This is a genomic window from Brasilonema bromeliae SPC951, from assembly GCF_012912135.1.
Lineage (GTDB): Bacteria > Cyanobacteriota > Cyanobacteriia > Cyanobacteriales > Nostocaceae > Brasilonema > Brasilonema bromeliae.
Genome location: NZ_QMEB01000015.1, coordinates 29,771 through 43,848, shown reverse-complemented (window position 1 = coordinate 43,848; position 14,078 = coordinate 29,771). Strand labels below are relative to the sequence as shown.

The 14,078-nt window shown below is 44.0% G+C and carries 12 protein-coding genes and 1 pseudogene; 7 read left to right on the top strand and 6 right to left on the bottom strand.

Features of this window, described 5'->3' with window-relative positions; translation table 11 throughout:
* Nucleotides 1-243 precede the first annotated feature (243 nt).
* Nucleotides 244-681: a DUF6918 family protein gene (locus DP116_RS03635; RefSeq protein ID WP_169153868.1), complete on the top strand. Its 438-nt coding sequence runs from the start codon at nucleotides 244-246 to the stop codon at nucleotides 679-681.
* A 118-nt stretch (nucleotides 682-799) separates the two neighbouring features.
* Here the strand turns inward: DP116_RS03635 and DP116_RS03630 are convergent, their stop codons facing one another.
* From DP116_RS03630 to DP116_RS03605, 6 genes are all read right to left on the bottom strand, one after another.
* Entirely contained in the window at nucleotides 800-2,320 is a 1,521-nt protein-coding gene (locus tag DP116_RS03630; protein WP_169153867.1) for a carotenoid oxygenase family protein, read from the bottom strand.
* Nucleotides 2,321-2,433: 113 nt separating this feature from the next.
* Nucleotides 2,434-3,867: a folate/biopterin family MFS transporter gene (locus DP116_RS03625; protein ID WP_169153866.1), complete on the bottom strand. Its 1,434-nt coding sequence runs from the start codon at nucleotides 3,865-3,867 to the stop codon at nucleotides 2,434-2,436.
* Nucleotides 3,868-4,136: 269 nt separating this feature from the next.
* Nucleotides 4,137-5,246 (bottom strand): ATP-grasp domain-containing protein, encoded by a 1,110-nt coding sequence (locus tag DP116_RS03620; protein ID WP_211173058.1) that lies wholly within the window; start codon nucleotides 5,244-5,246, stop codon nucleotides 4,137-4,139.
* Between the two features lie 207 nt (nucleotides 5,247-5,453).
* Nucleotides 5,454-6,719 carry a beta-ketoacyl-ACP synthase gene (locus DP116_RS03615; protein WP_169153865.1) on the bottom strand — a complete coding sequence of 422 codons (1,266 nt, stop codon included), beginning with the start codon at nucleotides 6,717-6,719 and terminating at the stop codon, nucleotides 5,454-5,456.
* Nucleotides 6,720-7,033: 314 nt separating this feature from the next.
* Nucleotides 7,034-7,852, bottom strand: a complete 819-nt coding sequence (locus DP116_RS03610; protein ID WP_169153864.1) for a peptidylprolyl isomerase — start codon at nucleotides 7,850-7,852, stop codon at nucleotides 7,034-7,036.
* A gap of 35 nt (nucleotides 7,853-7,887) precedes the next feature.
* On the bottom strand, nucleotides 7,888-8,484 hold the full coding sequence (locus tag DP116_RS03605) for a photosystem I assembly protein Ycf4 (RefSeq protein WP_169153863.1): 597 nt from the start codon (nucleotides 8,482-8,484) through the stop codon (nucleotides 7,888-7,890).
* Between the two features lie 553 nt (nucleotides 8,485-9,037).
* On the opposite strand from DP116_RS03605, the gene psbD reads away from it, so the two are divergent.
* The 6 genes and pseudogenes from psbD to DP116_RS28980 form a co-directional block, all read left to right on the top strand.
* On the top strand, nucleotides 9,038-10,096 hold the full coding sequence (gene psbD / locus DP116_RS03600) for a photosystem II D2 protein (photosystem q(a) protein) (RefSeq protein ID WP_169153862.1): 1,059 nt from the start codon (nucleotides 9,038-9,040) through the stop codon (nucleotides 10,094-10,096).
* Nucleotides 10,080-11,465 (top strand): photosystem II reaction center protein CP43, encoded by a 1,386-nt coding sequence (gene psbC, locus DP116_RS03595; protein WP_169153861.1) that lies wholly within the window; start codon nucleotides 10,080-10,082, stop codon nucleotides 11,463-11,465. The genes psbD and psbC overlap by 17 nt, the downstream gene beginning before the upstream one ends.
* 328 nt (nucleotides 11,466-11,793) lie before the next feature.
* Entirely contained in the window at nucleotides 11,794-12,087 is a 294-nt protein-coding gene (locus tag DP116_RS28985) for a hypothetical protein (protein ID WP_246275464.1), read from the top strand.
* 401 nt (nucleotides 12,088-12,488) lie between these two features.
* A complete protein-coding gene (locus tag DP116_RS03585; protein ID WP_169153860.1) occupies nucleotides 12,489-13,160 on the top strand; it encodes an RNA polymerase sigma factor in 672 nt (223 codons plus the stop codon).
* A gap of 1 nt (nucleotide 13,161) precedes the next feature.
* The gene (locus tag DP116_RS03580) at nucleotides 13,162-13,818 is read left to right on the top strand and encodes a hypothetical protein (protein WP_169153859.1); all 657 of its coding nucleotides are present in this window, start codon (nucleotides 13,162-13,164) and stop codon (nucleotides 13,816-13,818) included.
* 21 nt (nucleotides 13,819-13,839) lie between these two features.
* Nucleotides 13,840-14,078 (top strand): annotated as a pseudogene (locus DP116_RS28980) (ImmA/IrrE family metallo-endopeptidase); the annotation flags it as partial.

Sequence of the window (14,078 nt, the reverse complement as noted above, 5' to 3'; positions counted from 1 at the left end):
TTCTAACTGCTGGTGAGTACAAGCGATTACACAATTAATTTTGAATTTTGAATTTTGAATTTTGAATTTGAGCGAAGCGAGTGACTCACCTTTTCGTGTCAAATTTTTCTTAAAGAATTTATGAACTTAATTGAAAATTTTATGAAAATTCTCTAAATTATCATACCATTTTCCGTAATTTCCTGCTTGTTAGGATAATTAATTGAATAGAAATTAGGTGCGATGACTTTAAGGAGAATTGAAATGGGACTAAGCGACGGTCTGTCAGATCCGATTAAGAAAGATACAGTCGTGGCTGACTGCACGAAGTTGCTAGACGTGCAAGTTGCTTCGATGCAAGGGGTTTCTGGTTTGGCGATGAAAGCCGGCTACACTGCTGTAAAGGGGCTTGCGCCCACTTATTGCGCTAGCGCCATTGCGACGTTACTTCCAGAATCCTTCGCAGCACTCGATCCTATTTGGAGTGAGGGCGTACACACAGGTGATCCGGTGGAACACCTGATTGCGAACCGCGATCGCTCAGCCGATGCAATACTCAGCATTACTGACGCAAGGATTGAGAAAAGCAACAATAAGACCGTGCGAGGTGTATATAGCAAACTCCGCAACTCAGCTAAGAAGCATGTGGAGGAGGCGATACCGGGCTTAGCTAAAATAATTGATAACTATACCAAAAACTGATTGCGTAATCGGTAGTTATCAACAAAGAAGCTGACTGTGTAGACGGGTTCTCTAGCAGATGGTGACTAAGATTGGGGTTTTCCCCCAATCCCAATGATTTACCAGCTATACGTAGAAATCAGACAAAGCACTCAGAAGTAAAACTTCCATGCAACCCATAAGGAACATGGTGCTTAAGATGCAATCTGGCGATAGGTTCTTTGTGGAAATCTTTGGCATCTAAAATCACCACATCTGAGCGATGGTACTCGGAATCATAAACCAACGCCAGCACCCAGCCATCATCTTCACCCCCCTTTGTCCCCCCTTGAGAAGCAGGGATATGGGGGGTGCGTGGAACAAAAATAGGTTCACTAGCAAATCCATGCGGTGCAGCGCTCCAAAGTTGTTGTTTTCCTGACTCCAAATCCACTTTCATAAATGCTTGCAATGGAGCATTACCAGACTCTGCATGAGCGCCACCCATGTATAAATAACGATATGGACGACCAACCTTTTGCGGATGTAAGGTGGGAAATTCACAACACCGACTGACCAGCAACTCCCGGTGCACTGTCTCATCCTTGAGATTAAGATGAAAACGCCATAATTGTCCTGGCTTGAGAGCATCAAAATCTACTTGTCGAAAATCGCTTTCCGGTTGCACTTCTGGGAGAGATTCGTAGCAAAGTGAGTCAATAACAATTTCATCTTCCCGCTCAATTGCATTGACATGGTGGAAGACAAAGCCGGCTCGCGTTTCTATAATTTTTACTCCCTTTTGTTTCGGGTTACGCGAAATGATGATCAGGCGAGTGGGTTGTTCTGGCTGAAACTTAATACACTCCCCTGCACCACGCATTCCCAATACAAAAGGTATGGGATTAAAGGTGACGGGATTTTGAAAGAATATACAGTAATTGGGGGTAATGGCAAAATCGTGGATAAAGGCAAATCCTGGAACACTATGGGCGTGCTGTCGTACAATCTTACCCTCAGTGTTTAGCTCGAAAATAGTAATCGTGGTGGATAATCCCGGCTTGATGGAAAAGTTGACAAGGCTTGGCGCACCATTATCTTGAGCACAACTAAAGTCAACGCGGGGATGGGCAGAAAATGCTTCTCCTTCTGACAACACACCGTTAAAGTATTCTTTGCCCAAAGTTTCCAAAGTATATGGTTCAAGACGATAAGGTTCAGCAGCTTCCCACAGTGCAAGCAGTTTTCCGCCCCAATAAATCACGTTAGTATTGGCAATATTTTTGAGTTTGAAATTTAAAGCATTAGCCAACCAACCACCGGGTTTTTGTGTACCAAAGACACCACGATAGAGAATTTTGCCAGCTTTTTGCTCTTCCAAATACTCTTGAGTGCGGACAAAGCGGTTGCGGAAGTGAGCACGACCATTCGAGAAGGTGATACGGCTAATCATGCCATCTCCATCAAATGGGTGATGAATCCGTTGCCCTTTGATATCTAACAAACCAGGACCATTTCTAAACAGCGTACCTTGCAGTTCCTGCGGAATTTCTCCTTCTACATCATCAATCCAATAATCAAATTCTTTCTCTAGGGATTCATATCCTCTCTGCCAATCCCCGCGATTATAGGATTTTTCTGGAACTGTAGATCCTTGTTCGTAAACTTGAAAAGTTTGCATGTCAATTCTGGATTTGAAATTTTGAATTGTAAATTTTGGATTTTAGATTAGGAATGGAGAATGGTTAATTGTGACTTTTTCAAAAAAATGAGTCACGACTAATTAGTCTGTTGCTATTCAACTGGTTCAGATTCTGGTTCTTGCACGATCAACTCAGACATGAATTCAGGTAAAAATGGTTCTTCTCCACTGTTTGTTGAAGCTGATTCCAAAGTTGATGTTTCAGTTTGAGAGTCAGCAGCAGGGAGCCAGTTGATGAATAGCAATGGTAGGAGTCTGCTGAGGTTAGCAATAATAACCAACACCCACAAAGCATTAAAATTAGTTTCGGTAATTCCCAGCCAATACATCAGCACTGCCCCGAATTGCTGTGAAACTAGTCCTCCCAAGTTGTGCACCGACACTAACAGGGCAAATAAAGTAGCTTCTATTCCAGGGGGACAAAGCCTCGCCGCTAATACCATAACTGGCAGAAAAGCTATTCGCCCCATCACAGACAAAATAAAGCTATCACCAAGACTGAACCAGTGATCATCTATGCCTAAAGCACGGTTAGTATGAGTCACCAATACCAGCGTTGTCATTCCTAATACTGCTGAGAGGACAGTACTCCAAGCAAAAATGACGCGAAAAGGAACAGTTTTAAGAAAGCGTTGAAAAATCCAAACACCAACAAGCAAAGCAATGCTTGTCACCAAGTGTACTCGTCCCAGAAATTCTGGTTCAAAGTGCAGTTCGTTGGTTGTGAAGAAGAAAAAAGCTGATTCAGCTGTTGGTGTAGCCTGCAAAAGGAAGATAAATGCTGTTGGTAACCAAATGACTTTTTGACTAACGGCTGCACGTAGTAGTTGCAGTTGATGCCTAATTGATACGACATTTGAATCATCCCCGCTTGCGTCTTTGCTCACAGGTGACTCAGCAATTAACCAAGCCGCAGCAGACACCAGAAGCGGGAATGAAGCAGTAATCCAAAAGATAGTGCGAGTGGTGAAATACTCTAAGAGTATACCGCTGAGGTAAGCTGTTATTAACCCTCCTAACGCTGAAGTACCCCAACACAGCGATTGGAGAGAACCTGCTTTTGCTTGTGACTCAGCTCTTACTCTTTGGACAACCAATGAGTCTACAATCACATCACTGACGGCAACAGAGAGAGAATTAAGTGTGATCGCTATCCCAGCACCTATAGGTGTGTGAACTATTGTTGCCAGACTTATCCAAGAAATAGCTCCCAGTATCCCAGAAATAACTAGGTATGGACGCCGTCGGTACCCGAATATAGGCAAGCCATCGGAGAGAAAACCAAACAGTGGTTTAAGTGTCCAAGGTAGAAAAACTACGCCGAATAAAGCTGCAACTTGAGCTGGAGTGAGCAAGAGTTCATCTTTCAAGAAAAAGCTGACAGCAAGACGCGCCAACCCTAAAATGCCTTGAACAAAATAAACACTAAGAATTCCCAGTAACTCAGGAGTAGGTTCATAACCCAAAAAAACCTTTTCCCTGACTGAGTTTTTGACCTGTGACAAGGCAGAGGAGGAAACCAGCATTGATAAACTATTTTTAAGATTTATCTACTTTTACATATCATATCGATTTTTTCGTAATGGGAGCGTGGCGAGTGTGAATCCTTCCAACCGAACGTCTAAAACGAATATGAGGGAAGCTAAAACTATCACCACTAAGTTTTCTGTACCTGCGTAGGAGGTTTGAAGTTGAAGTTTGTTGGCTTAATGTATAAGCAGATTCTACTAGGAATTACTTTCAAGAGCATTTGCATTCAAATGTGTAGGGATAATCAGCAGAGTATCTCAGCCTTTCACAATCGCTCTTTTAATATGGTTCTGAGTTCATTCTGCTCTTGGACACCTCCAGCAATCAAGATACTGATTTTTCCAACTAGAATAGTGCCCCAGTTGACTATCACAACACCTGTATTGGTTTGAGGGTTGAACTCAATATCACTGAGATCAAGCTTTTCAAGTGAGCGATATTGCGTCCTAAAGTTTTCGCAGTTCCAACTAGGGATATTAAGCTTCTTAGCAATACCTGTGGGATATGATGCGCCATTAAAGCGTGGATTGCACTCGATTGCTAGATAACGCGTTTCGCCGTGTGTTGCATCTTCCACGACTGCAACATCAAAGGCAAATATCTCTTTCATCCCACGTTGCACCATCCACTCAGCTATTGGTTCAACAGTTTCCCATGGTTGGTGCTTACTGGGATAGCAATTGCCAATATGGACGCAACCATCGAGTATTTGAGAAGTTATGGCGAGACGTTGTAGCTTTGAAGCTTCAACATAGTATTGCACATTTAAAAAAGAGGAAGCTGCGATTTCCTCTTGAATTTGCAAAGGTATTTCATCTGGAAATCTTTTTAGAATTTCGGAAAGTTGTTGTTGATTTTCACATCGGTGAATTCCAACACCATTAACAGAAATCGCAGCTTTAAAATAGCACGGGTAAAGAAACTTAGATAAGTCTTTGATACCAGTCTTGTTTTCAAAATAAGACGTTACAGGAACACTGACTCCAAGTTCTTGTGCAAGCTGTATAAAGTTGTTTTTGGAGTTGATAAATTTAACTACGTTCAACCAGTCGGAATCTACCTGGTGAAACCAATCTTCATCACAACCAGCTTTGCTTGTCGCATTGCCGAAGAAGAAAAGGGAAACGTCATAGTTAGGATAGTCTTCCAAAACTCTCAGCGCGACATCCCAGATAACATTTTTGCTATAGCTTAAACCTATCCGTTCATAGTGTTCGGTAATAACATTCCATTGCGACTTCAAATCTGGGTGCAACTGAATAATATCCTCTGGTTCAGTCAAACCTAGCACCCTACTACAATAGAGGTAATTACCTTCTACAGACTCATGGGTGCAGACCATAATGTCATGGTTGAAAATTTTATGGCGAGTCACTTTATTAAAAGTCTTATTAGATTAACTGAAAACTGATAAGAAATAGTACCTTCTCTCATTATGCTCTCATCAGAGCAAAATAAAAAAAATCTGTCTCCAGATAGATACTGTGAAATCATTAATTAAGTATCTATAAATACAGAAAACAATTGACATATAACTTATTGACACAAACCCAAGTGCATAACGCATCTGGGCATGTGCGTTCTAAGAATACTGACTCAAAGCTATCACTGCATTCTGTCCTCCAAAGCCAAAGCTAAAACACAATACGCGCTGAATTTTACTTTGACGCGACTCCCTCACCAAATCTAAATCAAATTCCGGGTGTCTCAAACCAACACAAGGTGGTAAAAACTGTTGCTCTAGCGCCATCAGTGAAAAAGCAACACCCAAAGCTCCTGAGGCTCCTAATGTATGACCTGTGGCTCCTTTTGTAGAACTGACTGCCACACCTTGAAAAAATAACTTTTGTATCAAAAAGCTTTCTAGAGAGTCATTGAGTTGCGTAGCGGTACCATGAGCATGAATGTAATCAATATCATTTGCACTCAGGTGACTGCGGTTTAGACATTGTTTCACTGCGGCGATCGCACTCCTAGCTTCTGGTTCTGGCACGTTTGCATGATAGGCGTCTGCTGTCAAGCCAAAACCAAGAATTTGTCCATATACTTTTGCCTGACGCTGCTGTGCCAACTCTGCTGATTCTAGAACAAAGACTGCGCCTCCTTCTCCCAAAACCAAGCCTTCCCGACGAATATCGAATGGATTTGCTCCTGTTTTCGCTAAGGCTCCCATTTGCTGAAATCCAGCTATGGTAAGGGGTGTAATCGGTGTTTCCACTGCACCAGCAATCACTCGCTGACATTGCCCAGTTTGGATAAGATAAGCAGCTTGTGCGATCGCCCAAATTCCAGTCGCACAAGCCGCCATTGGTGCCAAAACAACTCCACAAGCACCGATTTGCCGTGCTGCTGCAATAGCATTCATATGAGGTAAAGTATCTAACCAACCCATCTTAGAAGAGGGGGAGAGTGAGGGAGTGAGGTAAGAAGAGGAAACGGGGCTCTTAGCGGGGTGCTGGGGGGAAGAAGAACCAATGGAGATTAGCTCTTCCTCTCCTTTTCTCCCTGCTCCCCTGCTCAAGAGCTCCCCTACTCTTGTGTGCATCTGTCGCGCCATCTGCTCCCATAATCCCTGATAGCTGCGACTCGAACCAATTACAACTCCACAATCTGGTAAAGGTGAGCATAATCCTGCATCTTTCAAAGCAGATGTCACAACCAACTGAGTCAGCATTCTCATCTGTGCTGGTTGTTCCCAAATCATTCCTAAGGGACGTGGTTCGAGTTCTGGAAATGGTTGATGGTATCTAATTCCAGATTCACCTGCTATTAACTTTTGCCAACTGTCCTCTAAATTTTTGCCTAAAGCGGAAACTAAACCAATACCAGTGACAACAACTGCGACCATTTTTGGGAGAAAGGAAGAAAGGGAGAAAGGGAGTAGGGAGAAAGGGAGAACAGGAGCTGATGTTCATTGGTTCTTCTTCCTCCGAATAACAGAGTTTCTTACCTGCTATTCAAACCTTAGACAACATATGTCAATCGGGTTTAATTGAACTTCAACCGGAGCATGGGAGCGGTTATCCGTCAGTGTTCAGGAGGCAGCGCGTTGCGGGGGTTCCCCCCGTTGTAGCGACTGCCGTGCACGGCTTAGCCTTCCGCGCATAGTTTTCGAGATTTAGAGCTCACTCCCTCACTCCCTCACTCCCTCATTTCTATTCCCTACTGTCCAGCGTTTTTCAGGTTTTCTCCACCAGATGTGATTTTGGCAGAGTCAATGCGATCGCCCTGCTGAATCTTGTTGACAACATCCATACCCTTGGTCACATAGCCAAAAACAGCATAGTCACCATCTAGGAAACCCAAATCTGCTAAAGCGAAGTAAAACTGTGAGGAAGCAGAGTCTGGCATTTGCGATCGCGCCATTGCGACTGCACCCTGCTTGTGTTGTAATACAGGCGGCTTATCTGTACCAGCCGTCTTGAGTGTTTTGCTGTAAATTGGCTCATCTGAGCCTTTTGGCTTAATTTCTAAGGGTATGTAGCGAATTTTTCCAGTTTTTGGGTCAGTAAAACTTCCTGTTCCCAACTGACTTGCTGGAACTTTCGGGTTTTTACTTTGGGGATCGCCTCCTTGAACCACAAAGGGTTGGGGTTGGCGTACAACTCTATGGAAAACTAAGCCATCGTACACGCCCCTCTGGACTAAATCAACAAAGTTACCAGCGGTGATTGGGGCATTAGTACCGTCTACTTCGATGGTAATAGGTGAACCTTTAACGGTCATAACCACCGTTGCTTTTCCTTCGAGTCGTGGTAAATCTTTCATTCCAGGAATACTCTCGTTTGTACTTTCAGATACAGAAATCGCCTCTGTGGTTGCCTCTTTAGCCGTTGTCTCGGCGGTTGAGTTGTTGCTTGCTTCGGTCGCTGCGGATGTTGGGGAAGAATTAGAAACACCTTGCTGTGTGGAACAGCTCCCCAATATCAACGCACCGACAATGATGAGAGCCACTAAAAATTGGGGAATTTTTAACCGCATTGCCAGTTACAGACACAACCACTGTATCTTAGCCTCTAAAGTCCTTCTAAGGGCACACCCAAAAAACGAGCTAACTCAGCACCTTGAATTTCCAACTCTTGTAAAGATAAAGGTTGACCTACCCGTGTTAGGGGAATGTCTCGCCGACCTTTAACGCGCAGGTAAAGTTCGCGACGAGGGTTAAGACCTTCTTTCACCTCAACTCGCACAGATTGCACATCTTCTGTACGAGATTTAATTTCAATACGGCGGTTTTTCCCAGGATATCCCCACCGGAAAATTGTAATGGTGCCATTTTCTCGGTTAAACTCGTTATATCCGCCTCCCACATCCCATAAAATCGTTAGCCATAGGTATAAGGCTAGGAGTAAGCCTGCTGTACCATACAAACCCATAACCAACCCTTGCGGGACGAATACCAGTTGAGTGGGGTCGGAAACTATGAGTAAATTGATTTTGAGATAGCTGGAAATACCAGCGAGCAAGAAGCCCGCAGCCCCTAAAGAAACGACAGTTGCCCACCAGTAGTTACTAAACCGACGAGAACCGAGAACCTTCTGATGTAAGACATTTGAAGTTTGTTTATCGCCGTTGGGCGACTCACCTCTGTTAATGGTTGTTGATGCCGTCATTAGAACTACCTTGCTGCGTGATATCTTCCCTTTACAAAGTCTGCCATTAGAGCAGATGTATTGCAAGTTTAGCTAATAGGGAACAGGGAACAGGGAACAGGGAACAGGGAACAGGGAATAGGGAAAGAGTGTTTCTTTCATTCGTAACGGGTGGTATGCCGTTATAGTGCGCCTGCTCCTTGGAACAGTACTGGTCTGATCATTTAGATAGATTGCCCAAAAATTGAAATTTTTTAAGTTTTCTGAGAAAAGTTGTGTCAGATTGTAAAATTTCTGATATTGATATTAATTAGTAGGTTCGTGCTTTATACCAGATTTCTTAATGCAAATCGGGCACAAAGCCGGACTGATATGATAAATTAAGAATCATTAAGTTTCCGCAAGCTGGACAACCTACTAGTGGAAACTCTTGTGCCACATATCAAAGTGAGAAATGCTGACTTAATAAGACAGACTCTCATAATGCCAGTAGCTCTATGGCTGCTGTCAGTGTCACAAAAAAGTTAATTCCTCAAAAAAGTTGCAATTTTAGTAAAAAGAGGATTTTAGTCCGATGACCATCGCAGTAGGACGCGCCCCGGCAAGACGGGGGTGGTTTGACGTTCTCGACGACTGGTTAAAGCGAGACCGTTTCGTATTCGTAGGTTGGTCAGGGATACTACTGTTCCCCTGCGCCTTCCTAGCACTAGGCGGCTGGTTAACCGGTACAACCTTCGTCACCTCTTGGTACACCCACGGCATAGCCTCATCGTACCTAGAAGGATGTAACTTCCTGACAGTAGCAGTATCAACCCCAGCAGACGCATTGGGACACTCGTTATTGCTGTTGTGGGGACCAGAAGCACAAGGCGACCTGACCCGTTGGTTCCAATTGGGAGGCTTGTGGCCATTTGTAGCGCTGCACGGAGCATTTGGACTGATAGGCTTCATGCTGCGGCAATTTGAAATCGCTCGCTTAGTAGGGATTCGTCCTTACAATGCGATCGCCTTCTCAGCTCCAATCGCAGTGTTCGTTTCGGTCTTCTTGATGTACCCATTGGGACAATCAAGCTGGTTCTTTGCACCCAGCTTCGGAGTGGCAGCAATCTTCCGCTTCCTGTTGTTCTTGCAAGGATTCCACAACTGGACACTCAACCCCTTCCACATGATGGGAGTAGCAGGAGTGCTAGGTGGAGCGCTGCTGTGTGCTATTCACGGTGCAACAGTAGAAAACACCCTGTTTGAAGACGGTGATGCAGCTAACACATTCCGCGCCTTCAACCCCACCCAAGCAGAAGAAACCTACTCAATGGTGACAGCAAACAGATTCTGGTCACAGATATTTGGAATTGCTTTCTCCAACAAGCGTTGGTTGCACTTCTTCATGTTGTTTGTGCCAGTCACAGGCTTGTGGATGAGCGCAGTTGGAATTGTGGGTTTAGCACTCAACCTGCGGGCTTACGACTTCGTGTCGCAAGAATTGCGGGCAGCAGAAGACCCAGAGTTTGAAACTTTCTATACCAAGAATATTTTGCTCAACGAGGGTATCCGCGCTTGGATGGCTCCTGCTGATCAACCTCACGAAAAATTTGTATTCCCTGAAGAGGTACTACCACGTGGTAACGCTCTCTAATAGATCAATCGCTTTAGGCGGTCGTGACCAAGATTCCACCGGGTTTGCTTGGTGGGCTGGTAACGCCCGTCTCATTAACCTCTCCGGTAAACTACTGGGTGCTCACGTTGCCCATTCTGGCTTGATTGTATTTTGGGCCGGAGCGATGACATTGTTTGAAGTCGCTCACTTCATTCCCGAAAAGCCTATATATGAGCAAGGCAGCATCCTGATACCTCACCTTGCTACCTTAGGATGGGGTGTAGGCCCTGGTGGTGAAATTATTAACACCTATCCCTACTTTGTTATCGGTGTACTGCACCTTATCTCCTCAGCTGTACTCGGTTTTGGCGGTATTTATCACGCCATCCGTGGTCCAGAAACCTTAGAAGAGTATTCCTCTTTCTTTGGTTACGACTGGAAAGATAAGAACAAGATGACCACCATCATCGGTTTCCACCTGATCATTTTGGGATGTGGTGCCCTACTGTTGGTGCTGAAGGCAATGTTCTTCGGCGGTGTCTACGATACTTGGGCACCTGGCGGTGGTGATGTTCGCGTCATTAGCAATCCAACACTGAACCCAGCGGTTATCTTCGGTTATTTGCTGAGTTCTCCATTCGGCGGAGAAGGCTGGATCGTTGGCGTCGATAACATGGAAGACGTCATCGGCGGTCACATTTGGGTTGCTCTCATCTGTATTTCTGGTGGTATTTTCCACATTCTCACTAAGCCTTTTGGCTGGGCACGTCGCGCTTTAGTCTGGTCAGGTGAGGCTTACCTCTCCTACAGCTTGGCTGCTGTATCGCTGATGGCCTTCATTGCTTCTTGCTTCGTCTGGTTCAACAACACTGCCTACCCCAGTGAATTTTACGGACCAACAAACGCTGAAGCATCTCAAGCTCAGTCTTTTATCTTCTTAGTGCGTGACCAGAAACTGGGAGCTAACGTTGCTTCTGCTCAAGGTCCTACTGGTCTAGGTAAATACCTCATGCGCTCTCCTAGTGGTGAAATCATCTTCGGTGGTGAAACCATGCGCTTCTGGGATTTCCGTGGTCCTTGGCTTGAGCCTCTGCGCGGTCCCAATGGTCTTGACTTAGATAAGGTAAAGAACGACGTTCAGCCTTGGCAAATTCGTCGTGCATCCGAGTACATGACCCATGCTCCCAACGGTTCAATCAACTCTGTGGGTGGCGTGATCACGGAGCCTAACTCCTTCAACTACGTGAATCCCCGTGCTTGGTTGGCAACTTCTCACTTCGTGTTAGCCTTCTTCTTCCTCATCGGTCACTGGTGGCACGCTGGTCGTGCTCGTGCAGCCGCTGGCGGTTTTGAGAAGGGAATTAACCGCGAAACTGAGCCAGTATTGTTCATGAACGAACTCGACTAACAGATTTGTTTTGTCACTGACAATCACTTACTTGAAAAGCTCCTGTATCAAAGCGGGGGCTTTTTTTTAACACACTCCGCTATCCATCTTCACAGCAGAGCAGCGTGAGAGAAGACGCTAAAATCTACAGTAGTTGATAATTGTTAAGTCGATGAGTCCATCACTTCAAAAATTTTTAAGCGAGATTGAGCACTGACTCCAGAAAAGCAATTGACGGTGATGGGGCATTTAGTGGATCGGATGAAGAAGCACATCACTCAATTGCAGCCACAATGAAAGTGGAACTATTTGAAAGGTATGGCGCTTTATGTGTGGAATGGAATCTAAAATGGTTAAATTTTGTGAGAAAGATAGTCTTGATAACCTTACGAACGAAGTCTCTACACACAACCCAAATCTACTCATTCTGGGTTGTTTCCAACGCAAACGTTCCGACTCAGGATTGTTAAGAGCGATCGCCAGATATGATGGTCCCACCTTCCAGGTACTGCGTCGATTTCTGAAGCAACAGCCTCAAGTTTCAAACAATATAAGTACATATATGCTGAAAACGGGTTTCCCGTTGCAGGATAAGAGCGTTGGGGTTCCTCCGAGAGTGCCACCTGGGGTTTTCCCGACCTAGGCGACTGACGAACCCCGAAGAGGTCATCGAGAATTTGCGAATTTCCAATCCTGGTATGTTGTTGTAGGAAATGAGCGTGTAGCACCCAAGTGGCTAGTTAGCCAAATTACCGGGCTCCCTGTAAGCAACTTTTCCACGAAGGAAGCACTACGGTTGTTGGTGCAATTAGCTCTTGAAGTTTTTAGAGTATAATTTAACACTTAAAGAAATTGAGAATTAGAGACACAAAAAAATTTTGCGCTTTGACTGTAAGATTTTGTGGATCTTATGGCAATTCAATATTAGGAGCGATATTAGGAGGATATTGAATGCGCGAAGTGCGGATATTTTTTGATGACCACTGTAAGAATTTGCCTTGCTCGTGGCAATTAAATATCAGGGGCGATGTTTAGGAGGTCACATTGAAACGACAAGTAGGGCAACCAGTAGACCCGTCCTATGACCCTGAATTGTACCAGAAACAGCAGTTGGTAAGTCAGGTAGTTGAGGAGGAGTGGCAAGTTCTTCAACGTACAATTCAAATGTATGTGATTAAGGCAATCAGACAATTCGGCGATAAGTTCGGTCACAGCAGCGATCGCAATTTTACCGAAACAGTAGCAAAGGAAATTTTCCACGAAACTGTTGAGGAGGCTTTTAAAATAGCTGGTAAATTTGACCCTAATCGTTCGGCTCGTCCCTGGTTATTGGGTATTGCAGCTAAAAAAATACAACGGTGGCAACGTCAGCAAACCCAGCAAAATAAGCGAATTACACCCATTGCCGAACTCCCCTTAGCTCGCAAACTTAAGCAGCAAAATTCAGAAATTTTTTCAGAAGAGGAAATTTTAGGAATATTATACGAGTCATCAAATTCATCCGACCCCGAAATGTTGGAATATTTGCTGTCATTGGTAAATGACGGTTATCGAGAAGTACTGAAATTAGCTTTTGTTGATGGTTTAGACGGAGAATCCTTAGCTGCTGCATTAGGGACAACAGCAGGGGCAGCTTACACCAAAAAGTCTCGTGCAATCGTGCAGTTGCGTCAAGCTTATGCCCAAAGTAACAAGTCATCAAAGGAGGGCAGATAAGATGCAAAAACAAAATACAAATCAGCAGCCTTACTCCCGTGAAAAAGCCATTCAATTATATGTACAGGCTTTAGACGAAGGTGATATGGAAGTAGTAGCCCAAATACTTGATATTGCCTGCGATGACCCTGAATTAGAAAAAATTATTACAGAAATTAATTTAGCTTACCAGGAAGAGGAGCAGATAACACCAATTGCTACCGACGCAGAAATTATTAGAAATTTACTCCACAAACACTTGCATAGTGGATTTGAAATTATTCAAGAACAGGAAAAACCTTTAATTTTTGAAGATATTGATGAAGAAGAAAAATCAGTAACAGTTGGCGATGTTGTTAAGCGTTTGCAAGATATCAACCGCGTACCATCAGCAGATAAAGAGATTATTAATAAATTGCTTGACAGTTCTGTACCACTGCCAGTCAAACTTAGTATCCAAGCTGTTAGGCAATTAGCGGCTGAATTAAGAATTAATACGAGTGAGCGATTCTTGAATATGTTTCGAGATACTGCCATTACTTTATCGATGGGACGCAGCCATAATAGGGCGCAATTAGCCGCAGCCCGTGAACAAAAAAGTCGATATCAATCTACATTGAATAATCGTCAACCAATAGAAAATAAAGTCAAAAAAAATACTGATATCGATAAAATATAGATGATACTAGAACATCGCCGTATGGCAATTTCCCAGGCTGTAGAACTGGCATATCAAGAAGCTGAACTGGAGTTAGAAAATCTTAAGCCTGGTGTTGTACCCCTGTATGAATTGATTAGAGCTTACCCAATTAGGGTAGCAGAAATCAAAGATATGACCATTCAAAGTATTGCCGACTTTTTAGAAGTGGAAACAGGACAAAAACTACCTTTGACAGATAGCGAAAACCAAGATTTAAAGTTAGCTGGATACTTGTATTT

Coding starts and splice junctions, on each gene's coding strand:
- DP116_RS03635 (WP_169153868.1), top strand. CDS start 244: ATGGGACTAAGCGACGGTCTGTCAGATCCGATTAAGAAAGATACAGTC.
- DP116_RS03630 (WP_169153867.1), bottom strand. CDS start 2,320: ATGCAAACTTTTCAAGTTTACGAACAAGGATCTACAGTTCCAGAAAAA.
- DP116_RS03625 (WP_169153866.1), bottom strand. CDS start 3,867: ATGCTGGTTTCCTCCTCTGCCTTGTCACAGGTCAAAAACTCAGTCAGG.
- DP116_RS03615 (WP_169153865.1), bottom strand. CDS start 6,719: ATGGTCGCAGTTGTTGTCACTGGTATTGGTTTAGTTTCCGCTTTAGGC.
- DP116_RS03610 (WP_169153864.1), bottom strand. CDS start 7,852: ATGCGGTTAAAAATTCCCCAATTTTTAGTGGCTCTCATCATTGTCGGT.
- DP116_RS03605 (WP_169153863.1), bottom strand. CDS start 8,484: ATGACGGCATCAACAACCATTAACAGAGGTGAGTCGCCCAACGGCGAT.
- psbD (WP_169153862.1), top strand. CDS start 9,038: ATGACCATCGCAGTAGGACGCGCCCCGGCAAGACGGGGGTGGTTTGAC.
- DP116_RS28985 (WP_246275464.1), top strand. CDS start 11,794: ATGGTTAAATTTTGTGAGAAAGATAGTCTTGATAACCTTACGAACGAA.
- DP116_RS03580 (WP_169153859.1), top strand. CDS start 13,162: ATGCAAAAACAAAATACAAATCAGCAGCCTTACTCCCGTGAAAAAGCC.